The sequence below is a fragment of the Chitinophaga filiformis genome (genome assembly GCF_021646545.1).
GTDB classification, from domain to species: domain Bacteria; phylum Bacteroidota; class Bacteroidia; order Chitinophagales; family Chitinophagaceae; genus Chitinophaga; species Chitinophaga filiformis_A.
In genome coordinates this window covers 1,347,538-1,368,676 of sequence record NZ_JAKIRP010000001.1, presented here as the reverse complement: position 1 = coordinate 1,368,676, position 21,139 = coordinate 1,347,538, and the positions used below count along the sequence as shown (strand labels likewise).

Genomic DNA, 21,139 nt, shown 5'->3' with positions numbered 1-21,139 from the left:
GCTTAAAATTGAAAAAATAAAAACGGCGATAAAACGCATATGGGATAGCATTTGATATTCATTTATCTCCAGAATAGGATGCAGAAAAACTTCCTATTCCACAGGGTTTTGGCATAAAAGTCAACAAAATAACTCCGGGGACAAAAAAAATCCTCCCGACGGCTTCACCCGTGGGAGGATAATATATTACGTAACCAATTGGTTATTATGCTTTCACAGTTTTCAGAACCTGCGCCATTGTCTTACCAATGTCAGCAGGACTTGCTACTACGTGCACACCACATTCTGCCATGATCTTCATCTTAGCAGCTGCGGTATCATCAGCACCACCGATGATAGCACCTGCGTGGCCCATACGACGGCCCGGAGGAGCTGTCTGACCTGCGATGAAACCAACTACAGGTTTAGTACCGTTTTCTTTGATCCATTTTGCCGCTTCAGCTTCCATGCTACCACCGATCTCACCGATCATGATGATACCCACAGTTTCAGGATCGTTCATCAGCAGTTCAACCGCATCTTTGGTAGGAGTACCGATGATTGGATCGCCACCGATACCGATAGCGGTAGAAACACCCAGACCAGCCTTAACTACCTGATCTGCAGCTTCATATGTTAAGGTACCGGATTTGGATACGATACCGATGTTACCTTTCTTGAAAATGAAACCCGGCATGATACCTACTTTAGCTTCTTCAGCAGTGATTACACCAGGACAGTTAGGCCCGATCAGACGGCTGTTACGGCCAACCAGGAAGTTTTTAGCCCTGATCATATCCTGAACGGGAATGCCCTCAGTGATACATACGATCAGTTCTATACCGGCTTCAGCAGCTTCCATGATAGCGTCTGCAGCGAACCCTGGTGGAACGAAAATGATAGAAACATCAGCGCCGGTAGCCTTTACAGCATCATCTACTGTATTGAAAACCGGACGATCCAGGTGCTTGGTGCCGCCTTTTCCCGGCGTAACGCCGCCTACTACCTGCGTGCCATATTCTATCATCTGTGTGGCATGGAATGTGCCTTCTGTACCGGTAAAGCCCTGTACAATCACTTTGCTATGCTTATTAACTAAAACACTCATCGCGCTTGGTTTATTGTTTTATAATGATATCGGCAAAATTAAAGTCCTAATCCCAAATTCCAAATCAATCTTTTTTAAGCTGATTCCGCCAGTTCTGGTCCTGGAACATTTCCATCTGCCTCATTTCCTTTGCGTCCCTGAGGAACTCGGATGCGAAGATAAAGTCATTCAGCTTCTCATCTTTACTGAAAATGATGTCTTTATTACTTCCTTCCCACTGCTTACGTCCCTGGTACATATACACGATATGGTCGCCGCTTTCCATTACGGTGTTCATATCATGGGTATTGATCACTGTGGTAATATTGTACTCAATTGTCAGATCCTTGATCAGCTTATCTATCAGCAGGGAAGTCTGGGGGTCCAGACCAGAATTCGGCTCATCACAAAACAGGTATTTGGGATTCAACACGATAGCACGGGCTATCCCTACCCTCTTTTTCATCCCCCCGCTGATTTCAGCCGGGTACTTTTTTGCTGCCTCCTTTAAATTTACCCTTTCCAGGCACTCCATCACACGGGTCTTCTTTTCCCTCAGCGTGCCTTTTCCAAACATATCCAGCGGAAACATCACATTCTGCTCCACCGTCATGCTGTCAAACAGGGCGGATCCCTGGAATAGCATACCTATCTGCTGGCGGATCTCCTTCTTTTCGTTATCCGGCATCCCGGTAAAATCCTTTCCGTCGTACAACACCTTACCGGCATCCACCGCCATCAATCCCACCATACATTTCATCATCACTGTCTTTCCACTGCCACTGGTACCGATGATCAGGTTCACTTTCCCGGTCTCCATAACGGCAGATACATCCGGCAGAATGATCTTATCTCCAAAGCCTTTCTTAATATTAACCAATTCAATCATAAACAATTACGAATTATGGATCCGGGGCTACAAACCAGGACTACTCCTTCTCTGTTCGCTGTAGCAGATGGATTACTTATAACAATAGCGCTGCCAGCAGGTAGTCCATGAACAGTATCAGCACACAGCTTACCACTACGGCACTGGTGCTTGCTTTACCGATCTCTAAAGCGCCACCCTCCACATTATATCCATAATAAGAAGGTACGCTGGCAATAATGAAGGCAAATACGAACGATTTGGCCAGGGCGAAAAAGATGTTATACGCCTTAAATTCCTGCCTGAGCCCCTGCCAGTATTGATCTGAAGACAATATACCACCCAGTTCTCCGGCTTTCTCGCCCCCCCAGATACCCAGGAAGCCGGCAATGCAGATCAGGCAAGGTATCATGATCAATGCTGCCAGTATTTTGGGCATGATCAGGTATCCCTTTGTATTGATACCCATGATCTCCTGTGCGTCTATCTGTTCAGATACACGCATATTACCCAGTTCTGAAGCTATCTTGGAACCTACCACCCCTGCCAGTACGATACAGGTCAGCGTAGGTGCAAATTCGAGAATGATGGTATCCCGCACCACCTGTGCAATAGTGGATTTGGGAATGAGTGGGCTTACCAGCTGGTAAGCGATCTGCAGGGTGGTTACACCTCCCATGAACAATGAAATGATCAATACGATGCCTAACGAACCAATACCTATATCCACACACTGCCGCATAAACTCCCGCCAGAACATTTTCATGTTTTCCGGGCGGGAAAACATGCCTTTAAGCATAAGCAGGTAGCTTCCGAAATGATGAAAGAATCTAAACTCCATAACTGGCCAAAGATAGGGAAAAATAGTTGGGACTACATAGCCTGTACGCTATCCACTCATTTCAAACTTCTTACCAGCAGCCGTTTCAGACTGCGCTCAATGATCTCACCCATTGTTTTACAACGGGAAAAGACAGGATCGTCATAATATTCTGCCAGCTCGTGGCCCAGTTGAGCTACCTTTTCGGGGAACGATACCTGGTCTGTCATGATCACATCCCTGAGGTCTTTTATGCGGTGGCGCTGCGTTTTGATCCTCCGGGCTATCACCGAACGCTCTTCCTGCTGATACTGTTTTACCACTTCTGCATTCAGGTGCTTCATGGCCAGTTCCACAAAAACCCGGTTCTCCTTAAAGAACTGCGGCATATACAGCGTCCGTTTCCCCTCATAGAACTGCTGATCAAAGTCGATTGCACGTATGCGGAACTGTACATCGTCAAAGTCCTGGGTGATGTCAAATACGAAGTTATACGAACGCATATCGCCCAGTAAACGCACAAAACAACGTTCATTGAATTTGACAAACTCCTTGGCTATACGTTTTGGATTGAATTCAGGCCTGTCCAGGTAATGAAGGATGAACTGATCGCCCGGCACACCCGCAATATGTTCTTCTACCAGTGTATTGCCATCGATCATGTAGCTGATCCAGTAGGGCGATAATATATGTTCCAGCTCCAGCCCGTAAATACGGGAAGCGTCTGCTATCTTGATGTAGAAGTAATCGTACACATCATTGTATGTGTTCCGTATCCTGATCCGGAAAGGGTGGGAATTACCAAACGTACAGTAGTCGATACGTTCCACTTCCAGGTGTTCTTCTGCTGTCTGATCTCCTCCGGCCTTCAGGATGGAATAGATCCGCTTCAGCCCCGCCTGTAACTGGTGGTACATGCTCTGCGGATAAAATACAGATTCCCATAAAGTATCCTTACCCGCCTTGTCGTACACCGGAATGCTGTTATCAAAATAACGCAACTCCTCGTAAGACACGGGCAATCTCACCTCTCTCTCATACAGTTTGAGATATCCCCTGAATGCAGGGTTCAGCGGGAAAAACGCCTTTTTCTTGGATATGTGCTGCATACCCAAATATCAATCAAAAAAATCAGGAATTAAGCATCCGGTACCCGATACTGCGGTGATTACCACTATATCAGATGCCGGATACCCAATTCCTGATCATTTATTTTCCAAATTATTTCCCGTCGCAGCACTTATGCTGGGCGTCCACCACGGCAATATTCACCATGTTTACAATAGAACGTACGGTGCTGCCCAGCTGGAGGATGTGCACAGGTTTCTTCATACCCAGCAGCACCGGTCCGATAGCATCGAAACCAGCTACTTCCTGGAGAAGGTTGTATGCAATATTACCTGCGGCAAGGTTAGGGAAGATCAGGGTGTTCACTTCCTGTCCCAACAGCTCACTGAAAGGATAGCTATCCTTCAGGATCTCCTGGTTGAAGGCCATGGCTGCCTGGATCTCACCGTCTACTATCAGGGTAGGATCTTTCTGTTTTACTATTTCACGCGCCCTGCTTACCAGCTGCGCTTCAGGGGTTGGACTGGACCCGAAGTTAGAGTAAGACACCATCGCAATACGCGGTGTGATGTTAAACTGCCTTACTTCATTGGCCACCAGCATGGTGATCTCTGCCAGTTCTTCCGCTGTCGGATTGAAGTTCACCGTCGTATCTCCCAGGAACAGCGGTCCGCGCTTAGTATTGATGATGTACATCCCAGCAACGCGTTTCGCATTCGCCTCAGTACCGATCACCTGTAAAGCCGGCCGGATCGTATCAGGATAGTTACGTGTCAGACCTGAGATCAACGCATCAGCTTCTCCAGTTTCCACCATCATACAGCCAAAATAGTTACGCTCACGCATTACCTTTTTCGCTTCATACTGGTTGAAACCTTTACGCTGGCGCTTCTGGAAGAACAGCTCTCCGAACTTGTGACGTTTATCGTGCATTTCATCACTCTTAGGATCGATGATCACGGTGTCATCCAGTTCAATACCATGTTCTGCAGCCAGGTTACGGATACGCAGTTCATTACCCAGCAGGATCGGGTAGGCAATGCCTTCTTCCCTTACCACCTGCGATGCTTTCAGCACTTTCAGGTTATCTGCTTCTGCAAATACCACCTTACGCGGGTCCTGACGGGCTTTGGTACCAATAACGCGGAACAGCTGGTTATCCAGTCCCAGGCGTTTATTCAGTACTTCTACATAAGCTTCCCAGTCGGTAATAGGTTGCTGGGCAACACCACTATCCATCGCTGCACGGGCTACTGCCGGCGCCACATGGCTCAGCAAACGGGGGTCCAGTGGTTTTGGAATGATATATCTTGGTCCGAAGAAGAGGTTCTTTTCGTTATACGCCAGGTTCACGATATCAGGCACAGATTCCTTGGCCAGTTCTGCCAGGGCGTGTACCGCCGCCAGCTTCATCTCTTCATTTATCTGGGTAGCACGTACATCGAGCGCTCCACGGAAGATGTAAGGGAAACCCAATACATTGTTCACCTGGTTAGGATGATCGGAACGGCCGGTTGCCATAATCACATCCGGACGGGAAGCAATGGCCAGATCATAGGCGATCTCCGGATCAGGATTCGCCATTGCGAATACGATCGGGTTCTTTGCCATACTCTTGATCATGTTTGGCGTTACCACATTCCCAACTGATAAGCCTACAAATACGTCCGCATCTTTCAATGCTTCTGCCAGCTCAGTCACCTTAGATGTAGTAGCAAACTGCTTGTGCATCTCTGACAGGTTAGGACGGGATGTGTTAATCACGCCGTCCTTGTCAAACATGATAATATTCTCACGTTTCACGCCCAGGGCCACATACAGCTTTACACAAGCCATCGCTGCTGCTCCTGCGCCATTCACTACGATATGAACCTTGTCGATCTTCTTTTTTACCAGTTCCAGGGCATTCAGCAAAGCTGCACTGGAGATGATCGCCGTACCATGCTGGTCATCGTGCATGATAGGGATCTTCAGTTCTTTCTTCAGACGTTCTTCTATCTCGAAACATTCAGGACTTTTGATGTCTTCCAGGTTGATGCCTCCAAAAGTTGGCTCCATCGCTTTCACAACCTGTACAAACTCGTCCACATTCTTTGTATTCAGCTCAATATCAAACACATCGATATCTGCAAATATCTTGAATAATACTGCTTTCCCCTCCATTACAGGCTTACCTGCTTCAGGGCCGATATCTCCCAGGCCAAGAACTGCTGTACCGTTACTGATCACCGCAACCAGGTTGCCCTTGGCGGTATATTTGTACACATTCTCTACGTCTCTGTGAATTTCCTTACAAGGTTCAGCTACTCCGGGAGAGTAAGCCAGTGAAAGGTCCCATTGTGTCTTGGTGTTCTTCGTAGGTATTACTTCGATTTTTCCAGGCCGCCCCAATGCATGGTAATCCAATGCATCCTGCTTATTCTGTTTTCTTGCCATTTCAATAAAAGATTGTTCTTGGGCGTGCAATATACGAAGTATTAAAAGAACAGGAAGTAGCACAAAAGAGTAGGTTCACAATATTTACTTATTTTTACGACGATTAATCTCCCTGACAAACATGATACAACGCATTCAAAGTCTTTATCTTCTATTAGCAGCAGCGGCTGGTATAGGCACCTGGTTCATGAATATCTGGAAAGCTACACTGAGCGACGGCACCCTGAGTTATTTCAAAGCTCAGTCCAGCTTTGTTGTATTTGTAGTCTATATGCTGATCGTAGCACTGGCGCTTTTTTGCATCTTCCTGTTTAAGAACCGCAAGCTGCAGTTCCGGCTCACTGTGTTAAATATTTTCCTGGCGATTGCATCTATTGCCCTGCAATATTTTGAAGTGCTGAATACAGCCAATAAACTGCAGGAAGGAGGTCGACATATTTCTGATGCTTCTTATCTACCCGGCGCCTTTTTGCCGATACTGATCCTGATCTTCCTCTTTCTGGCGGCGAGGGGCATCTATAAAGATGAGAAGCTGATCAAATCACTGGATAGGCTGAGATAATAATCCCATAAGCAGATTAATAAAAAAGAGGTTGCTCAATACTGAGGTGCCCCAAAAAGTATCTAACCTTTTAGGAGACCTCAGTATTGAGCAACCTCTTTTTTATTCGGGTACCTGATGTAATCAGGTAATCTTATTTGCTTCTGAGGATGTTCGTAGATTTTTTACGGCATCCCATTTTTTTGCTGCTTATAAAATCAGGACTTAGAGATACTTACCAGTATAACTCTCCTTCACATCCTTCAGCCCTTCCGGCAATCCTGTATACAGCAACTGTCCACCGCCGGCGCCGCCTTCGGGCCCCAGGTCTATCACCCAGTCAGCGCTGCGGATCACGTCGATATTATGCTCAATGACCAGCACGGTATGGCCCTGGTCAATAAGGGCATTGAAAGATGTCAGTAACTTTTTGATATCATGGAAGTGCAGACCCGTGGTCGGTTCGTCAAAGATGAACAGGATATGTCCCTGTGCCTTTCCTTTACCGAGGAAGGACGCCAGTTTCACACGTTGTGCCTCGCCACCGCTCAGGGTATCGCTGCTCTGTCCCAGTTTTACATAACCCAGCCCCACATCGCTCAGCGGACGGATCTTGTTGCATACATCCTTCTCATCCTTGAAGAAATCCAGTGACTCTTCCACGCTCATTTCCAGTACATCGTAGATGTTCTTGTTCTTATAGGTCACTTCCAGTACTTCATCCTTGAAACGTTTACCACCACAGCTTTCGCATTGGAGATGCACATCTGCCAGGAACTGCATTTCAACGATCACTTCCCCTTCTCCTTTACAAGCGTCACAACGGCCGCCATCTACGTTGAAGGAGAAATGTTTTGGCTGGAAACCGCGCATCTTGCTCAGCGGCTGCTTTGCAAACAGGTCACGGATCTCGTCGTATGCCTTGATATAGGTTACCGGGTTGGAACGGGATGATTTGCCGATTGGGTTCTGATCTACCATTTCGATCTGGGTAATGTCGTCTACTGCTCCTTTCAACGCACGGTGCTGTCCTACACGTTCTGCAAACTCTCCCTTCAGCTTCATGAGGGCGGGATACAGTATCTGTTTTACCAGTGTAGTCTTACCCGAACCGCTCACACCGCTCACTACTGTCAATACCTGTAAGGGGAAGTCTACATCGATGTTCTTCAGATTATGCTGACGGCAGCCTTCCAGGGTGATCGCCTTTTTCCATTTACGGGTATGAGCAGGCGGCTCTATGCGGAGCTGTCCGCTCAGGTATTTTCCTGTCAGGCTTTTGCTATCTTTTAATATCTGCTGATAATTGCCGGCAAAGATCACTTCACCTCCCAGGTGACTGGCCAGTGGTCCCATATCGATGATATAGTCTGCCTCTTCCATCATCATCTCATCATGCTCCACTACCACCACCGTGTTGCCCAGATCGCGCAGCTCTTTCAGTACATTGATCAGGCGGTGCGTATCACGGGCATGCAAACCAATGCTCGGCTCATCGAGGATGTACATTGAATTGGTCAGATTACTGCCCAGCGAGCGGGTCAGCTGTATGCGCTGGCTTTCTCCGCCACTCAGTGTATTGGCCACACGGTTGAGGGTGAGATAGCCCAGGCCTACGTCCAGTAAGGTTTTCAAACGGTGATTAATTTCTACCAGTATCCTCTTGGCCACCTGCTGATCGTATTCGCTCAGTTCCAGATTTTTGAACCACTCAGAAAGATTGCTTACCGGCATATCTACCAGATTGGCGATGTTTGCGCCTCCTACTTTGATATACAGGGCTTCTTTTCTCAGGCGGCCTCCTCCGCACTCATGACAGGTAGTACGGCCACGGTAGCGAGATTGCAGTACACGGTATTGCACCTTGTAGAGGTTCTGCTCTACCATCTTGAAGAACTCATTCAGCCCATAGAAATGCTCGTTGCCTGTCCACAGCAGCTGGTATTGTTCTTCTGTCAGGTCAACTACCGGTTTATGAATGGGGAAATTGAACTTCCTGGCAGCTTTGATCAGGGCTTCCTTGTACTCGCCCATCTTCTCCCCTCTCCAGGGCGCGATGGCGTTTTCATATACGCTCAGGCGCTTATCAGGGATCACCAGGTCGGCGTCAATACCCAGCACCTGTCCGAAGCCTTCGCAAACGGGACAGGCCCCATAGGGGTTATTGAACGAGAACAGGTTTGGTACCGGCTCTTCGAACTGCATACCATCCAGCTCAAAACGGTTGGAGAAGTGTTTCATCTCCCCGCCATCCACTTCAACCAGGCAGTCGCCCTCACTCTCGTAAAACGCGGTCTGCACACTGTCTGCGATACGGTGCAGATCATCTTCCTCAAACGCTTTTGCCACCAGGCGGTCTACCAGCAGGTAGGCGTCTTTAGGCAAGGAAGGTTTCTTTTCATCCAGCAGTTCCTCGATACGCAACAGGGTACCGGCGCCCTTCTCTTTGACATAGAGACGGGAGAACCCTTTCTGCATGAGGATCTGTAATTCCTCCTTCACGTCACGTTTGGCATGACGGCGAAAGGTGACCAGCAGTTGTATTTTGGAACCGGAAGGCAGGTTTTTGATAAAGTCCACCACATCGCTCACCTCGTGCTTTTTCACAAGCTGACCGGAAACGGGGGAATATGTTTTGCCGATACGGGCAAAGAGCAAGCGTAGATAATCGTATACTTCCGTCATGGAGCCTACGGTAGAACGGGGCGTACGGGTGATCACCTTCTGTTCGATGGCAATGGCCGGGCAGATACCCTTGATATAATCGACATCAGGTTTGTTCATCCTCATGAGGAACTGGCGGGCGTAGGAGCTGAGACTTTCCGCATAACGGCGTTGTCCTTCAGCATACAAGGTGTCCATGGTCAGTGAAGACTTGCCGGAACCGGATACTCCCGTCACGACTACCAGCTTGCTTCTGGGGATGCCTACGCTCACATTTTTGAGGTTATGAACGCGCGCACCTTTAATGAAAATCTGATCTTGTGTACTAACTGACTGATCGTCAATTATTGTTTCCGTTTTCTTCACTTTAGTAGCCATAATGGATGCAAAAATACCGAAAGTAAACCATTCCGGGGTAATTCCATTCTACCTGAACGTGTTATATACCATGGGGGAAATGTGCAACCATGGGTCAATACAACGGATTGCACGCTGTATTAAAATTGCACGAAGGAGGGATTGTTTTATTGAACTATTACATTATATTTGCATTAGATGAGAGAATTGAAGGCCACTTCAAATTCTATTTTGCCAAACTAAAACTACCTATTATAGCATAAACTCTACACATTTTCCTACGACTGTCACAAGTCCTATTTTTATTTTAAACCCGCTATTGTAGAAGTTTATGCAAATAATGTACAAACTAAGTGATGAGCAGCTGATTACTCTTTTCAAAAAGGGTCATGCTTCCGCATTGGAAGAATTAGTGCACAGGCACAAAGATAAGCTCTATACCTCTATCGTATTACTTGTGAAAGACGCATTCCTGGCTGAAGATATATTCCAGGATACCTTTATAAAGATCATAGATACCATTAGAGCTGAACGCTATACTGAAAAGGGAAAGTTCCTCCCCTGGGCCATGCGTATTGCGCATAACCTTTGTGTGGACCACTTCCGGAAGATCAAGCGTACGCCTATCATCAAAACCAGCGACGATAAAGACATTTTCAACGTACTGAATTTCAGTGAAAGCAGTGCGGAAGACAAAATGATCACCGCGCAAAGCCACGACCGTGTAAGAAGGATGCTGGATATGCTACCGGAAGAACAACGGGAAGTGATCATTCTCCGCCACTATGCTGATCTGAGCTTTAAAGAGATAGCAGACCTCACACAGGTGAGTATCAATACCGCATTAGGTCGTATGAGATATGGCCTGATCAATCTCCGGAAGATGATGACGGAGAAGCAGATTTGTTTGTAATCCTTTTTTTGCTTGCCATCAACGGGCGGCCGGGAGACTCCGACCGCCCGTTCTTAATTTTATCAGGTGCGATGCAACCCTTACCGAAATGTCTGCAGATCCGCCCAACGTAAGTCTAAGCGCTTGTATTTCTGTATCAACGGGGATGGATCCAGGTCGAATTATCAGAGGAGACTAAGCAGGTGTCTATCGGTCTGACAACGGAAACGCTGCGAAATCATCTCCGGCTCGTTAATTGTAGCTTTTGCCTGCTTATTTTTAAGTGCTATCTCAGATTCTCATAGATCATTGCTGCGCCCTGTCCCACTCCCACACACATTGTCGTCAAGCCGTACTTCGCTTCCGGCCGGCGGCGGAATTCATGCATCAGTGTTGCCGTGATCCTCGCGCCTGTACAACCCAGCGGATGCCCGATCGCAATAGAACCTCCGTTTACATTGACCTTCTCAATATCCAGTCCGAGGTCACGGATGCATGCCAGCGACTGCACGGCAAATGCCTCATTCAGCTCAATTAAATCCAGCTGCCCCACCGTCAGACCTGCACGGCGGAGGGCTTTTTGGGTGGCAGGTACAGGTCCTATTCCCATGATAGACGGGTCTACTCCCGCTACCGCCATAGCTTTGACCTGCATCATCGGTTTGAGGTTGTATTGTTTCAGGGCCTGTTCAGACACCACCAGCACTACAGAAGCGCCGTCGTTGATACCGGCGGAATTACCTGCGGTCACGCTGCCATCTTTTGCAAACGCGGGTCTCAGACCGGCCAGCTTCTCCAGGGAGGTCTCTCTTGGCGGCTCATCGTCAGTGATTATCACCTGTCCCTGTTTGTTAGGGGTAACAGGCACGCGGATGATCTCTGCCGTCCATTTGCCCGCTGCAAATGCCTGTTTGTATTTCATTTGGCTCTGATAGGCAAACAGGTCCTGTTCCTCCCTGCTGATATTCCATTGGCGGGCTACATTTTCTGCTGTTTCGCCCATAGAATAGGGATGATACATTTCCGCCAGTTTGCTATTGGTAAAACGCCAGCCGATGGTGGAGTCATACATTTCCGTTTTCCGGCTGAAAGCACCGTCTGCCTTCGGCATCACGAGGGGCGCACGGGTCATGCTCTCCACGCCCCCTGCCAGATATACATCTCCGTCGCCACACATGATCGCCCTGGAGGCGTCCATAATGGCCTGCATACCGGAAGCACAGAGGCGGTTCACGGTATTACCCGGTACAGTCACTGGTAAACCAGCCAGTAAGGCAGCCATCCTGGCCACGTCCCGGTTATCTTCCCCGGCCTGGTTGGTAGCGCCTGCTATAACGTCCTCAATACTGGCAGGATCGAGGCCTGGATTACGCTCAAGAATAGATTTTATGAGAAGGGCCAGCATATCGTCAGGCCTTACGGAACTGAGAACCCCGCCATAACGGCCTATTGGGGTGCGCACCGCATCTACTATATAGGCAGCTTGCATTGCTTTGTGGATTGCTTTGGTTAATAAAGGGTGTAAATGTAGGGTAAAGCGGGGTAATACCAATGCGGGATTACCGGGTCCCCTGTAAAGCACTTATTCGCTTACACTGTACTACGACTATAGTAGAGACTATAGCTTATAGGCTCTCTACTATAGCCATATAGCCACTATTCTATAGCCCTGGCTATAGAATAGCAGGCGTAACGCAGGACTACAGCGCCTATAGGTATAGCGCCTCAGTATAGTCGTAGCGAAGTAGTACCGAAGAACTACCCAGGGTCAAACTTCTATTTGATCAGGTACAAGTAATGGTTCTCCTATGGTCATCTTACGTTGATGCTACGTTCAAAGACGTAAGATGAACGTAAGATGACCATAGGAGAACCATTGTTATATCCTGATCTAAACGGGATCAAATGCCCGGAAAGGTAGACTTTCAGGACTAAGATAAGGTACACACGAGTCGCATAATATAAGATTTCAGGGCACGCTCCCGCGACAAGACGAGGGAAAGAGAATCAGCAGAGAACAAGCAGGAAGAAACAACAAACGTCATCAACAAAGCATAATAGGACTCCGTCAGGAGTCCAGTGTTTGTAGCGCGGGCATTTTCCCCCCGGCATTTGCAGCCATGAAGCGCAGGGAAATGTGTCGCCGGTACATTATTATGGCTCGTGCCTGAAAATACCGTACCTTTGCAGCTTACTACCGACTGCCGTAAGGCAGACATTATCTCATTTAAAGGTCAGGAATGAAATCGGGCAAAACAAATATCCGGCACCTCAGCTTACCGGAATTACAGGAATACTTTGGGTCTATAGAGGAAAAGCCCTTCCGCGCCAAACAGGTGTATGAGTGGCTGTGGCTGAAACACGCCAGCAGCTTTGACGCTATGACCAACATTTCCAAAGACTTACGTAACAAATTAGAACAGCACTTCACACTTCCCGCTATTAAGGTGGATACTACCCAGCACAGCAATGACGGCACTATTAAGAGCCGATTCCGCCTGCATGACGGTCACCTTGTGGAAGGCGTGCTGATCCCAACAGATACCAGGCAAACTGCCTGTGTTTCCTCCCAGGTGGGCTGCAGCCTGAGCTGCAAGTTCTGCGCTACCGGTTATATGGACCGTAAGCGTAACCTGGACTATGACGAAATATACGATGAAGTGGCCCTGCTGAACCAGCAGGCAATGGAAGCCTATGGCAAGAAACTCAGCAATATCGTGTACATGGGAATGGGAGAACCGCTCCTGAACTACAAGAACGTGTTGCAGTCCATTGAACGTATTACTTCTCCTGACGGACTGGGCATGTCGCCAAGACGTATCACGGTATCTACCGCGGGAGTGGCCAAAATGATCCGCCAACTGGGAGACGATAAGGTGAAATTCAACCTGGCGCTGTCCCTGCACGCTGCCAACGATGAGAAACGCAGCCAGATCATGCCTATCAATGATACTAACAACCTGAAGGTGTTGATTGAGGCCCTGAACTACTTCTATAAAGCTACACAGAACCAGATATCATTTGAATACATCCTTTTTAAAGATTTTAATGACTCTTTCAAGGATGCCGATGAGCTGATCCGTATATACCGCCAGGTACCGGCAGATCTGGTCAACATTATTGAGTATAATCCAATCTCCAACGCCCGCTTCATGAAACCAGATGAGGACGTTGCCGAGGCATTCATGGAATACCTGACTAAACACAAGGTAAATGCACGCCTGAGGCGCAGCCGCGGTAAAGACATTGATGCCGCCTGCGGACAATTGGCCAATAAAGGTTGATCAGCTACCTGCTAACAAATTCAAAATTTAACAGATGAGAAAAAATACACCTGCTAAGAAAGGATTTTCCCCTTTCAAGGAAAATAAGAACAGCAGTTCCAATAAACCTAATGCACGCTTTGGCGCTTCAGACCGGAAGCGTGGTAGCGACGATAATGCCCGCCCTGGCCGCGGTGATGCCAGGAAATCAGAACGCCCTTTCCAGGCCGACCGTAACGACCGTAAACGTGATAATGACGAGAACACCCGCCCTGGTCGCGGAGACGCGAGGAAATCAGAACGTCCTTTCCAGACCGATCGTAATGACCGGAAACGTGATAATGACGAAAGCGGCCGTCCGGCAAAAAGAACTGAGGGTAGATCTGAGCGTTCCTTCCCTTCCAGCCGTAAGCCGAAAGACGATAGCAGCTTCCGTCCCGGAAAAACATCAGAAGGCAAGCCTGAGCGCACCCGTAGCGCTGATGCATCCGAAATTCCGGGCACCAAACGCTCAGAAAGAGATAAAACAGTCCGCAGGCCACGTATTGAGCCTGTACGCAAAACGGCCAATGGCAGAACACCTTTCAAACCTCGCCCTCAAAGTGATGACAGCGCCTTCCACGGTTCTTCAGAACGCAAGGCAGGTAAACGTGGCAGCGCCCGCGAAGAACGTCCTACACCCAGTGGCTTTAACCGTAAAAAATATTTTGACTCTGCCAATGAGCGGTTCGCCGACAAACAGGACCGTAAATCGGCCGTAAGAAAAGCCCGCCATAGCGAAGACAGCGCTCCATTCAGCAAAAAGCAGTCTAAGAAAGAGGAAAGCAACAATACCGGCGAAATGCCGCTGAATAAATACATCGCCCACTCGGGACTCTGCTCCCGGAGAAAAGCGGTGGACTTTGTGAAAGAAGGAAAAGTGACCGTAAATGGTAAGCTGGTAACGGAACCTGCCTTCAAAGTGACGGCTAAAGACGACGTGGCAATCAGCAATAAACGCATCACCATCCAGAAGAACCTGGTATATATTCTGCTCAACAAGCCGAAAGGATACATTACTACCACCGACGATCCGGAAGGCCGTAAAACAGTAATGGAGCTGATCGAAGACGCCGTAACAGATGATCAGCGGGTATATCCGGTAGGTCGCCTGGACCGCAATACTTCCGGCTTGCTGCTACTCACCAACGACGGCGAACTGGCACAGAAACTGGCGCATCCAAAGCATAATATCAAGAAAATATACCACGTAGGACTGAACAAGCCCTTGACCAAAGCCGATTTCGAGAAGATCCTGCAGGGTGTGACACTGGAAGATGGCGTAGCGCATGTGGATGCGCTGGGCTATGTGGAAGCAGGCGATAAAACCCAGGTGGGTATTGAAATACATAGTGGTAAGAACCGTATCGTTCGCCGTATTTTCGAACACCTGGAGTATGACGTGGAAAAGCTGGACCGTGTTACTTATGCCGGTCTTACCAAGAAGAATATCAATCGCGGTAAATGGCGTTTCCTGACAGAAAAAGAAATCATTTTGCTGAAGCACTTTAAGTAATCTATGCGCATTAACGATATCATCATAAAAGAAACACCTGATTTTGTTATCCTGAACAAGCCGGCCGGCATGCTCACTATCCCAGACAGGCATGACAACCAGCTGCAATCCATCCAGGGACTGCTGAAAAAGCATTACGGCGAGATTTTCACCGTACACCGCCTGGATAAGGATACCAGTGGTCTGATCCTGTTTGCGAAGAATGAGGCAGCCCATAAATACTATTCCCAGTTGTTCGAAAGCCGCAATGTGAAGAAATTCTACCAGGGACTGGTGAATGGACAGCTGATCCCTCCTACCGGCAGCGTGGATGAACCCATTATGGAACATCCCGTTATAAAAGGCAAAATGGTGACGAACAGAAAAGGGAAAAACGCCCTGACGGATTATGAGGTGCTGGAGAGCTTTGGACTGTATAGTCTTGTGAAACTGCAGATCCATACCGGCCGTACCCACCAGATCCGCGTACACATGAAGCACCTGGGTCATCCTATTGCCGTAGATGAACTGTATGGTACCGATACACCGGTGTTCCTGTCTGCCATTAAGAAGAATTACAAGCTGGGAAAGAGGACAGAAGAAGAGCGCCCATTACTGAGCAGGCTGGGATTACATGCCTGGCAACTGCATTTTAAGGACCAACAGGGTGAGGAGCAGATCATTGAGGCGCCTTTGCCGAAAGACATCCAGGCAGTAGTGACGCAGTTGCGTAAGAACAGTGGTCAGAGTTCAGCGCTGGTATTATAGCAGATTATCAATCAATATATTGAAGGGCGATTTCCGGAAGGGGATCGCTTTTCTTTTTAAGGCTAACGGCGATAAAACGGTTGTATTCACTGAAAGCAGGGACTAGCTGCTCAATGGGAAAGCTTTTGGGTTTAGAGACAGCCGAAGTATTTGGTCTTTCTGAGTATTTTTGGGAGGTTCTGCCGATCAATATCAGCATTTAAAAAACAACAATTGCAACTACGGAAACAACGATAAAAGATTGCAGCGAACGCTTCCATATGTAACGAGATTTTATTTCCGTTTCCTCCGTGGAATTTACGTGCTGTCTGCTTGTTATATAAGGTAATTATTGATCTAACCGTTTATAAATAAGCACGTAACTGACAGAAAATAAAAAAACGGGGAGAAATCCCCGTTTCGTAAAAATCAAAAACCAACCATTAAAAACTCTTTATGAATAAAAACCTGACACACAACTTGTGCAGGTTTTAAACAAAGTCTTGTATTAACTCATGTTATAACAACGATCCGCCTTATTTGTTCGGCTGAGGTGTTGTTCTTAAGTAAGGCTTGATGATCTTGTGGCCTTTCGGGAAACGCGCAGGAATCTCCTCAGTTGGCACTGCCATTGTCACAATTACATCCTCGCCATCTTTCCAGTCAGCCGGTGTAGCAACGCTATACTTTGCTGTCAGCTGCAGAGAATCAATTACACGCAGTACTTCTACGAAGTTCCTGCCTGTAGAGGCTGGATAGGTGATCATCAGTTTTACTTTCTTATCTGGTCCGATGATGAACAGTGACCTTACTGTAGCGGTCTCTGAAGCATTCGGATGGATCATATCGTAAAGATCGGAAACTTTCCTGTCCTGGTCAGCGATAATCGGGAAATCCACGTTAGCGTTCTGTGTTTCGTTTATATCGCTGATCCAGCTTTTGTGTTTATCCAGAGGATCCACACTCAAAGCCAGTACTTTTACGTTACGTTTTGCAAATTCTTCTTTTAACTGTGCGGTCCTACCTAATTCGGTAGTACATACCGGCGTAAAATCTGCCGGATGTGAAAAGAGAACTCCCCAGCCATCGCCCAGGTACTCATAAAAATCAATATCCCCCTGCGATGTCTTTGCCTGAAAGTTCGGTGCTATATCTCCTAGTCTTAAGCTCATAAGGTCATTTTTTTTAGAGTATTCAAAAATAGGATTTTCCTACAAATATTATAGACTTTGCACTTATTTTTTGAAAAAATAATTCCCCGCCTGTAGATCAGGCGGGGCGGAGCTCAAACAAACAACTGGATGTAAGAGGTATCAGGGATAACGCTTACGAAGCGCAACACAACACCGTAGGGGTTACCGGGTCGTTTTTCGGGGTTACCAGGGGGCTTTTCAAGGGTTCATGAGGATAGTATGTGGGAATAACATTACAATGTCCGTTCTTTCCATGCGTAATATGCCAGGGTATACTTAAGGTCATCTGTCAGATCAGCCTTTTTACGTGCTGCGTCTTCATCAAAGTCAAGTTCAATATAACCGAGGTACAGCTCATAGCTTTTGTGAAGCATGTCCATACAGTGGTCTATTTTCCTGACGTAATGGGGCACTTTTGCTGATGGTAATGGGGTCACCTGTTCTATATAGTAACATTCTCCGTCTGTATATTCGATCCAGTTACCGTCTTCCCTGTGACCAGGGCGGGTTAACCGGAAAAACATGTTATCAAATACTACCGCCTTTCCCAGCTCCAGTTCCAGGTCTATCATGTCCGGGATCTGTTCCATATTTTCCAGTTTCTGCACAATGGTCATCTGCACGGCATCACTTCTGTCCTGTACGTAGCGTAACATAGTGTTTAACACTTCGTAGGTAGTGATAAAGTCACAACGTTGCCAGGTATCGTCCTTCCGGATATGTCCCCAGAAGGTTAGATAATTGGTATCATCCAGGATGATCTGGCCAACTGAGATGGCCTGCGAGCTGGTTACTGTAGCGGTATTTGTCTGTTTCATAACCGATTCGTTGTTGATAACAATACAAAGATAGCAGGCCAAAACGCAGAGAATTTGCGTAGCGAATTTTAACTACTTTTATCCTCTAAATATTTCTATGCATGCCTAAAAACAAGGATGCTGTTTCGCGTTATCGCTGGATAGACGAGCGTTTACGCAACAAGCGTTTGAGAAAACCCACCCTGGAAGATCTTATCGAATTTGTATCCGCGAAAATGGGTGCTACCATTTCCGTACGTACTATTCAGAAAGATATCCAGGATATGCGTCATGACCCCGAATTAAATTATCAGGCTCCTATCCTGTACGATCGTAGTTCAGGAACCTATCGTTATGAAGATGAAACCTATTCCATCAATAGCCTGCCGATAGATGAAGCTGACCTGCAGGGACTTGAGATTGCCATCGGTATATTGGAACAATTCCGCAGCCTGCCTGTTATTGTACAGTTTGAGGACGCCATTCTGAAAATAGCGGCCAGTCTGAAAAAGAACAGGGAAGTACTGGAACACAAAGGATTGATCAAATTTGCCCGCGCTACACAATACAAAGGCGCGGCCCATATTCCTTTCATTGTAGATGCTATCAAGGGCAGAGAGGTCATACGTATTGCGTACCAGAGTTTTGACAGGAATGAGCCCAAAGAACATTGGGTGGAGCCCTATCACCTCCGTGAATACCAGTACCGCTTTTACCTGATCGGTAAAAGCCAGAAAGCCAAAGGTGGCACCTTACTTACTTTCGCGCTGGACAGGATAGTGGATATCTGGCCTACCAACAAAACATTCGATGAGAAGAACTTTGATGATGCCAGTTATTATCAGCACGCCATTGGAGTAACGGTGCCGCAGGGTGCTCCGGAGCAGGTGGTGCTTTCCTTTACACCGTTGCAGGGAAAATATATCAAGTCCCAGCCTATTCATCCTTCGCAGCAGATTGAAAAGGACAACGATAAAGAATGCCGGATCTCACTCAATGTGGTGATCAATCATGAATTACAGATGTTACTGCTTAGCTACGGGGCCAATGTAACGATATTACAGCCCGCACACCTGGCAGAAAGGATGGCGGCAGAAGCTAAAGCGATGCTGCAGAATTATTCATCATAAACGCTTTCTTACATGACAAACTCATTCCGGATTTCCGGCAACCTGATAGACATCTTACAACAGAAGATATATCCTGCCACTGTTACCGTTGAAAATGGCATTATAGCCCGCATTACGGAAGACGCGACCACCTATGAGCAATACCTGCTGCCGGGATTTATTGACGCGCATGTGCATGTTGAAAGCTCTATGCTGACGCCCTCACAATTTGCCAGGCTGGCAGTAGTACATGGCACCGTTGCAACAGTATCCGATCCGCATGAGATAGCGAACGTACTGGGTGTAAAAGGGGTCGAATATATGCTGGACAATGGCAAGACTGTGCCTTTTAAATTCTGCTTTGGCGCGCCTTCCTGTGTACCTGCCACCATCTTCGAAACTGCTGGTGCAGAAGTAACAGTTGCCGATGTGGAAGCCCTGTTGCAGAAACCGGAAGTATTATACCTCACGGAGATGATGAACTTTCCCGGGGTATTGCATGAACAACCGGATGTAATGGCAAAGATAGCCGCTGCAAAACGTATAGGCAAACCTGTGGACGGCCATGCGCCGGGCCTGCGTGGTCACGATGCGAAGAAATACATTGCTGCCGGCATCAGCACCGATCATGAATGTTTTACAGCTGAGGAAGCACTTGATAAATTACATTACGGCATGCATATCCTCATCCGCGAAGGTAGCGCTGCGCGTAACTTTGATGCGCTGATACACCTGCTCAACGATTATCCGGAGAAGATCATGTTCTGCAGCGATGATAAACATCCTGACAACCTCGTGGAAGGCCACATCAATGTATTGGTGAAACGAGCACTCGCGTTGAAGATCGATCTCTTCAAGGTATTACGCGCTGCCTGTGTAAATCCTGTGCTTCATTATAAGATCCCATCGGGATTACTGCGTGTAGGCGATCCTGCGGATTTCATTGTGGCAGATAACCTTGACCAGTTTAATATCGTAGCTACCTATATCAACGGCATCGCTGTGGCGCAACATGGTGAAACCCGCATTCCTTCTGTTATTGCGCCTGTCATCAACAACTTTGATTGTGCACCTAAATCCAGCAGTGACTTTCGTATTACTGCCAGTGGTGTTACGGCAAATATAAAAGTGATTGAAGCTTTGGGTGGTCAGCTGATCACGAACAGCTTCACAGAGACATTACCCGTTGTGGACGATCAGTTATTTTCTTCTACAGAAAAAGATATTCTGAAACTAGCCGTGGTAAACAGGTACAATCCTGCACCTGTAGCGCTGGGTTTCATCAGGAACTTTGGTTTTAAACAAGGGGCTATTGCTTCTTCTGTGGCGCATGATAGTCATAATATCATTGCTGTAGGTGTAGATGATGAGAGCATCGCACAGGCAGTGAATGCCGTGATCGCACACAAAGGCGGTGTAAGTGTGGTAGACAACGGTGAGGTATCAGTACTGCCTTTGCCTGTTGCGGGGTTGATGAGTAATCTTGACGGCTACGAAGTTGCTGCGCGGTACAGTGAACTGGATAAAGCCGCGAAAGCGCTGGGAAGCAAACTGGATGCGCCTTTTATGACATTGTCATTTATGGCTTTGTTAGTGATCCCTCATCTGAAGCTGAGTGATAAAGGATTGTTTGATGGTGATACATTCAGCTTTACAGCGGCAGTGTTGTAAGACTGAACTTTGATTTTTGATGGAGATATATTTTAGCTTCACTGCCGCAACGCTGTATGATTGATCTTTTGTTTTCGATGGGGATACATTTAGCTACAGCGCTGTAGGATTGA

Annotated in this window: 15 protein-coding genes and 2 pseudogenes; 7 read left to right on the top strand and 10 right to left on the bottom strand. The window is 47.3% G+C overall.

Going from position 1 to position 21,139, the window contains the following annotated elements; all coding sequences use genetic code 11:
- Positions 1–205: 205 nt before the first annotated feature.
- The 6 genes and pseudogenes from sucD to L3C95_RS35195 form a co-directional block, all read right to left on the bottom strand.
- Complete coding sequence (gene sucD / locus L3C95_RS05710; protein WP_236385823.1) at positions 206–1,087, bottom strand: succinate--CoA ligase subunit alpha; 882 nt, start codon at positions 1,085–1,087, stop codon at positions 206–208.
- A gap of 64 nt (positions 1,088–1,151) precedes the next feature.
- Positions 1,152–1,955 carry an ABC transporter ATP-binding protein gene (locus L3C95_RS05705; protein WP_236385822.1) on the bottom strand — a complete coding sequence of 268 codons (804 nt, stop codon included), beginning with the start codon at positions 1,953–1,955 and terminating at the stop codon, positions 1,152–1,154.
- Between the two features lie 76 nt (positions 1,956–2,031).
- Complete coding sequence (locus L3C95_RS05700) at positions 2,032–2,775, bottom strand: MlaE family ABC transporter permease (protein WP_236385821.1); 744 nt, start codon at positions 2,773–2,775, stop codon at positions 2,032–2,034.
- A 56-nt stretch (positions 2,776–2,831) separates the two neighbouring features.
- Complete coding sequence (locus L3C95_RS05695) at positions 2,832–3,863, bottom strand: hypothetical protein (RefSeq protein ID WP_236385820.1); 1,032 nt, start codon at positions 3,861–3,863, stop codon at positions 2,832–2,834.
- A 112-nt stretch (positions 3,864–3,975) separates the two neighbouring features.
- Positions 3,976–4,956: pseudogene (locus L3C95_RS35200) on the bottom strand (phosphate acyltransferase); the annotation flags it as partial.
- Positions 4,957–5,031: 75 nt separating this feature from the next.
- Positions 5,032–6,258: pseudogene (locus L3C95_RS35195) on the bottom strand (malic enzyme-like NAD(P)-binding protein); the annotation flags it as partial.
- Between the two features lie 121 nt (positions 6,259–6,379).
- Here L3C95_RS35195 and L3C95_RS05685 point away from each other — a divergent pair.
- The gene (locus tag L3C95_RS05685; protein WP_236385818.1) at positions 6,380–6,820 is read left to right on the top strand and encodes a DUF4293 domain-containing protein; all 441 of its coding nucleotides are present in this window, start codon (positions 6,380–6,382) and stop codon (positions 6,818–6,820) included.
- A 204-nt stretch (positions 6,821–7,024) separates the two neighbouring features.
- Here L3C95_RS05685 and uvrA read toward each other — a convergent pair whose 3' ends face one another.
- On the bottom strand, positions 7,025–9,841 hold the full coding sequence (gene uvrA, locus L3C95_RS05680; RefSeq protein WP_236385817.1) for an excinuclease ABC subunit UvrA: 2,817 nt from the start codon (positions 9,839–9,841) through the stop codon (positions 7,025–7,027).
- A 310-nt stretch (positions 9,842–10,151) separates the two neighbouring features.
- Here uvrA and L3C95_RS05675 point away from each other — a divergent pair, with 310 nt between their 5' ends.
- Positions 10,152–10,733, top strand: a complete 582-nt coding sequence (locus L3C95_RS05675; RefSeq protein WP_170117377.1) for a sigma-70 family RNA polymerase sigma factor — start codon at positions 10,152–10,154, stop codon at positions 10,731–10,733.
- 265 nt (positions 10,734–10,998) lie between these two features.
- Here the strand turns inward: L3C95_RS05675 and L3C95_RS05670 are convergent, their stop codons facing one another.
- Complete coding sequence (locus L3C95_RS05670) at positions 10,999–12,201, bottom strand: thiolase family protein (RefSeq protein ID WP_236385816.1); 1,203 nt, start codon at positions 12,199–12,201, stop codon at positions 10,999–11,001.
- A gap of 751 nt (positions 12,202–12,952) precedes the next feature.
- On the opposite strand from L3C95_RS05670, the gene rlmN reads away from it, so the two are divergent.
- From rlmN to L3C95_RS05655, 3 genes are read left to right on the top strand one after another with little or no spacing between them, the layout of a single operon-like run.
- A complete protein-coding gene (rlmN, locus tag L3C95_RS05665) occupies positions 12,953–13,996 on the top strand; it encodes a 23S rRNA (adenine(2503)-C(2))-methyltransferase RlmN (protein ID WP_236385815.1) in 1,044 nt (347 codons plus the stop codon).
- A 34-nt stretch (positions 13,997–14,030) separates the two neighbouring features.
- Entirely contained in the window at positions 14,031–15,530 is a 1,500-nt protein-coding gene (locus tag L3C95_RS05660) for a pseudouridine synthase (protein WP_236385814.1), read from the top strand.
- A gap of 3 nt (positions 15,531–15,533) precedes the next feature.
- Entirely contained in the window at positions 15,534–16,277 is a 744-nt protein-coding gene (locus L3C95_RS05655) for an RluA family pseudouridine synthase (RefSeq protein WP_236385813.1), read from the top strand.
- A gap of 515 nt (positions 16,278–16,792) precedes the next feature.
- On the opposite strand, the gene L3C95_RS05650 is transcribed toward L3C95_RS05655, so the two are convergent.
- Both L3C95_RS05650 and L3C95_RS05645 read right to left on the bottom strand, forming a co-directional pair.
- Complete coding sequence (locus tag L3C95_RS05650; RefSeq protein WP_236385812.1) at positions 16,793–17,428, bottom strand: peroxiredoxin; 636 nt, start codon at positions 17,426–17,428, stop codon at positions 16,793–16,795.
- Between the two features lie 254 nt (positions 17,429–17,682).
- A complete protein-coding gene (locus L3C95_RS05645) occupies positions 17,683–18,267 on the bottom strand; it encodes a hypothetical protein (protein WP_236385811.1) in 585 nt (194 codons plus the stop codon).
- A 101-nt stretch (positions 18,268–18,368) separates the two neighbouring features.
- On the opposite strand from L3C95_RS05645, the gene L3C95_RS05640 reads away from it, so the two are divergent.
- Both L3C95_RS05640 and ade read left to right on the top strand, forming a co-directional pair.
- Complete coding sequence (locus tag L3C95_RS05640; protein ID WP_236385810.1) at positions 18,369–19,376, top strand: helix-turn-helix transcriptional regulator; 1,008 nt, start codon at positions 18,369–18,371, stop codon at positions 19,374–19,376.
- A gap of 12 nt (positions 19,377–19,388) precedes the next feature.
- Complete coding sequence (gene ade / locus L3C95_RS05635) at positions 19,389–21,026, top strand: adenine deaminase (RefSeq protein WP_236385809.1); 1,638 nt, start codon at positions 19,389–19,391, stop codon at positions 21,024–21,026.
- Positions 21,027–21,139: the final 113 nt, after the last annotated feature.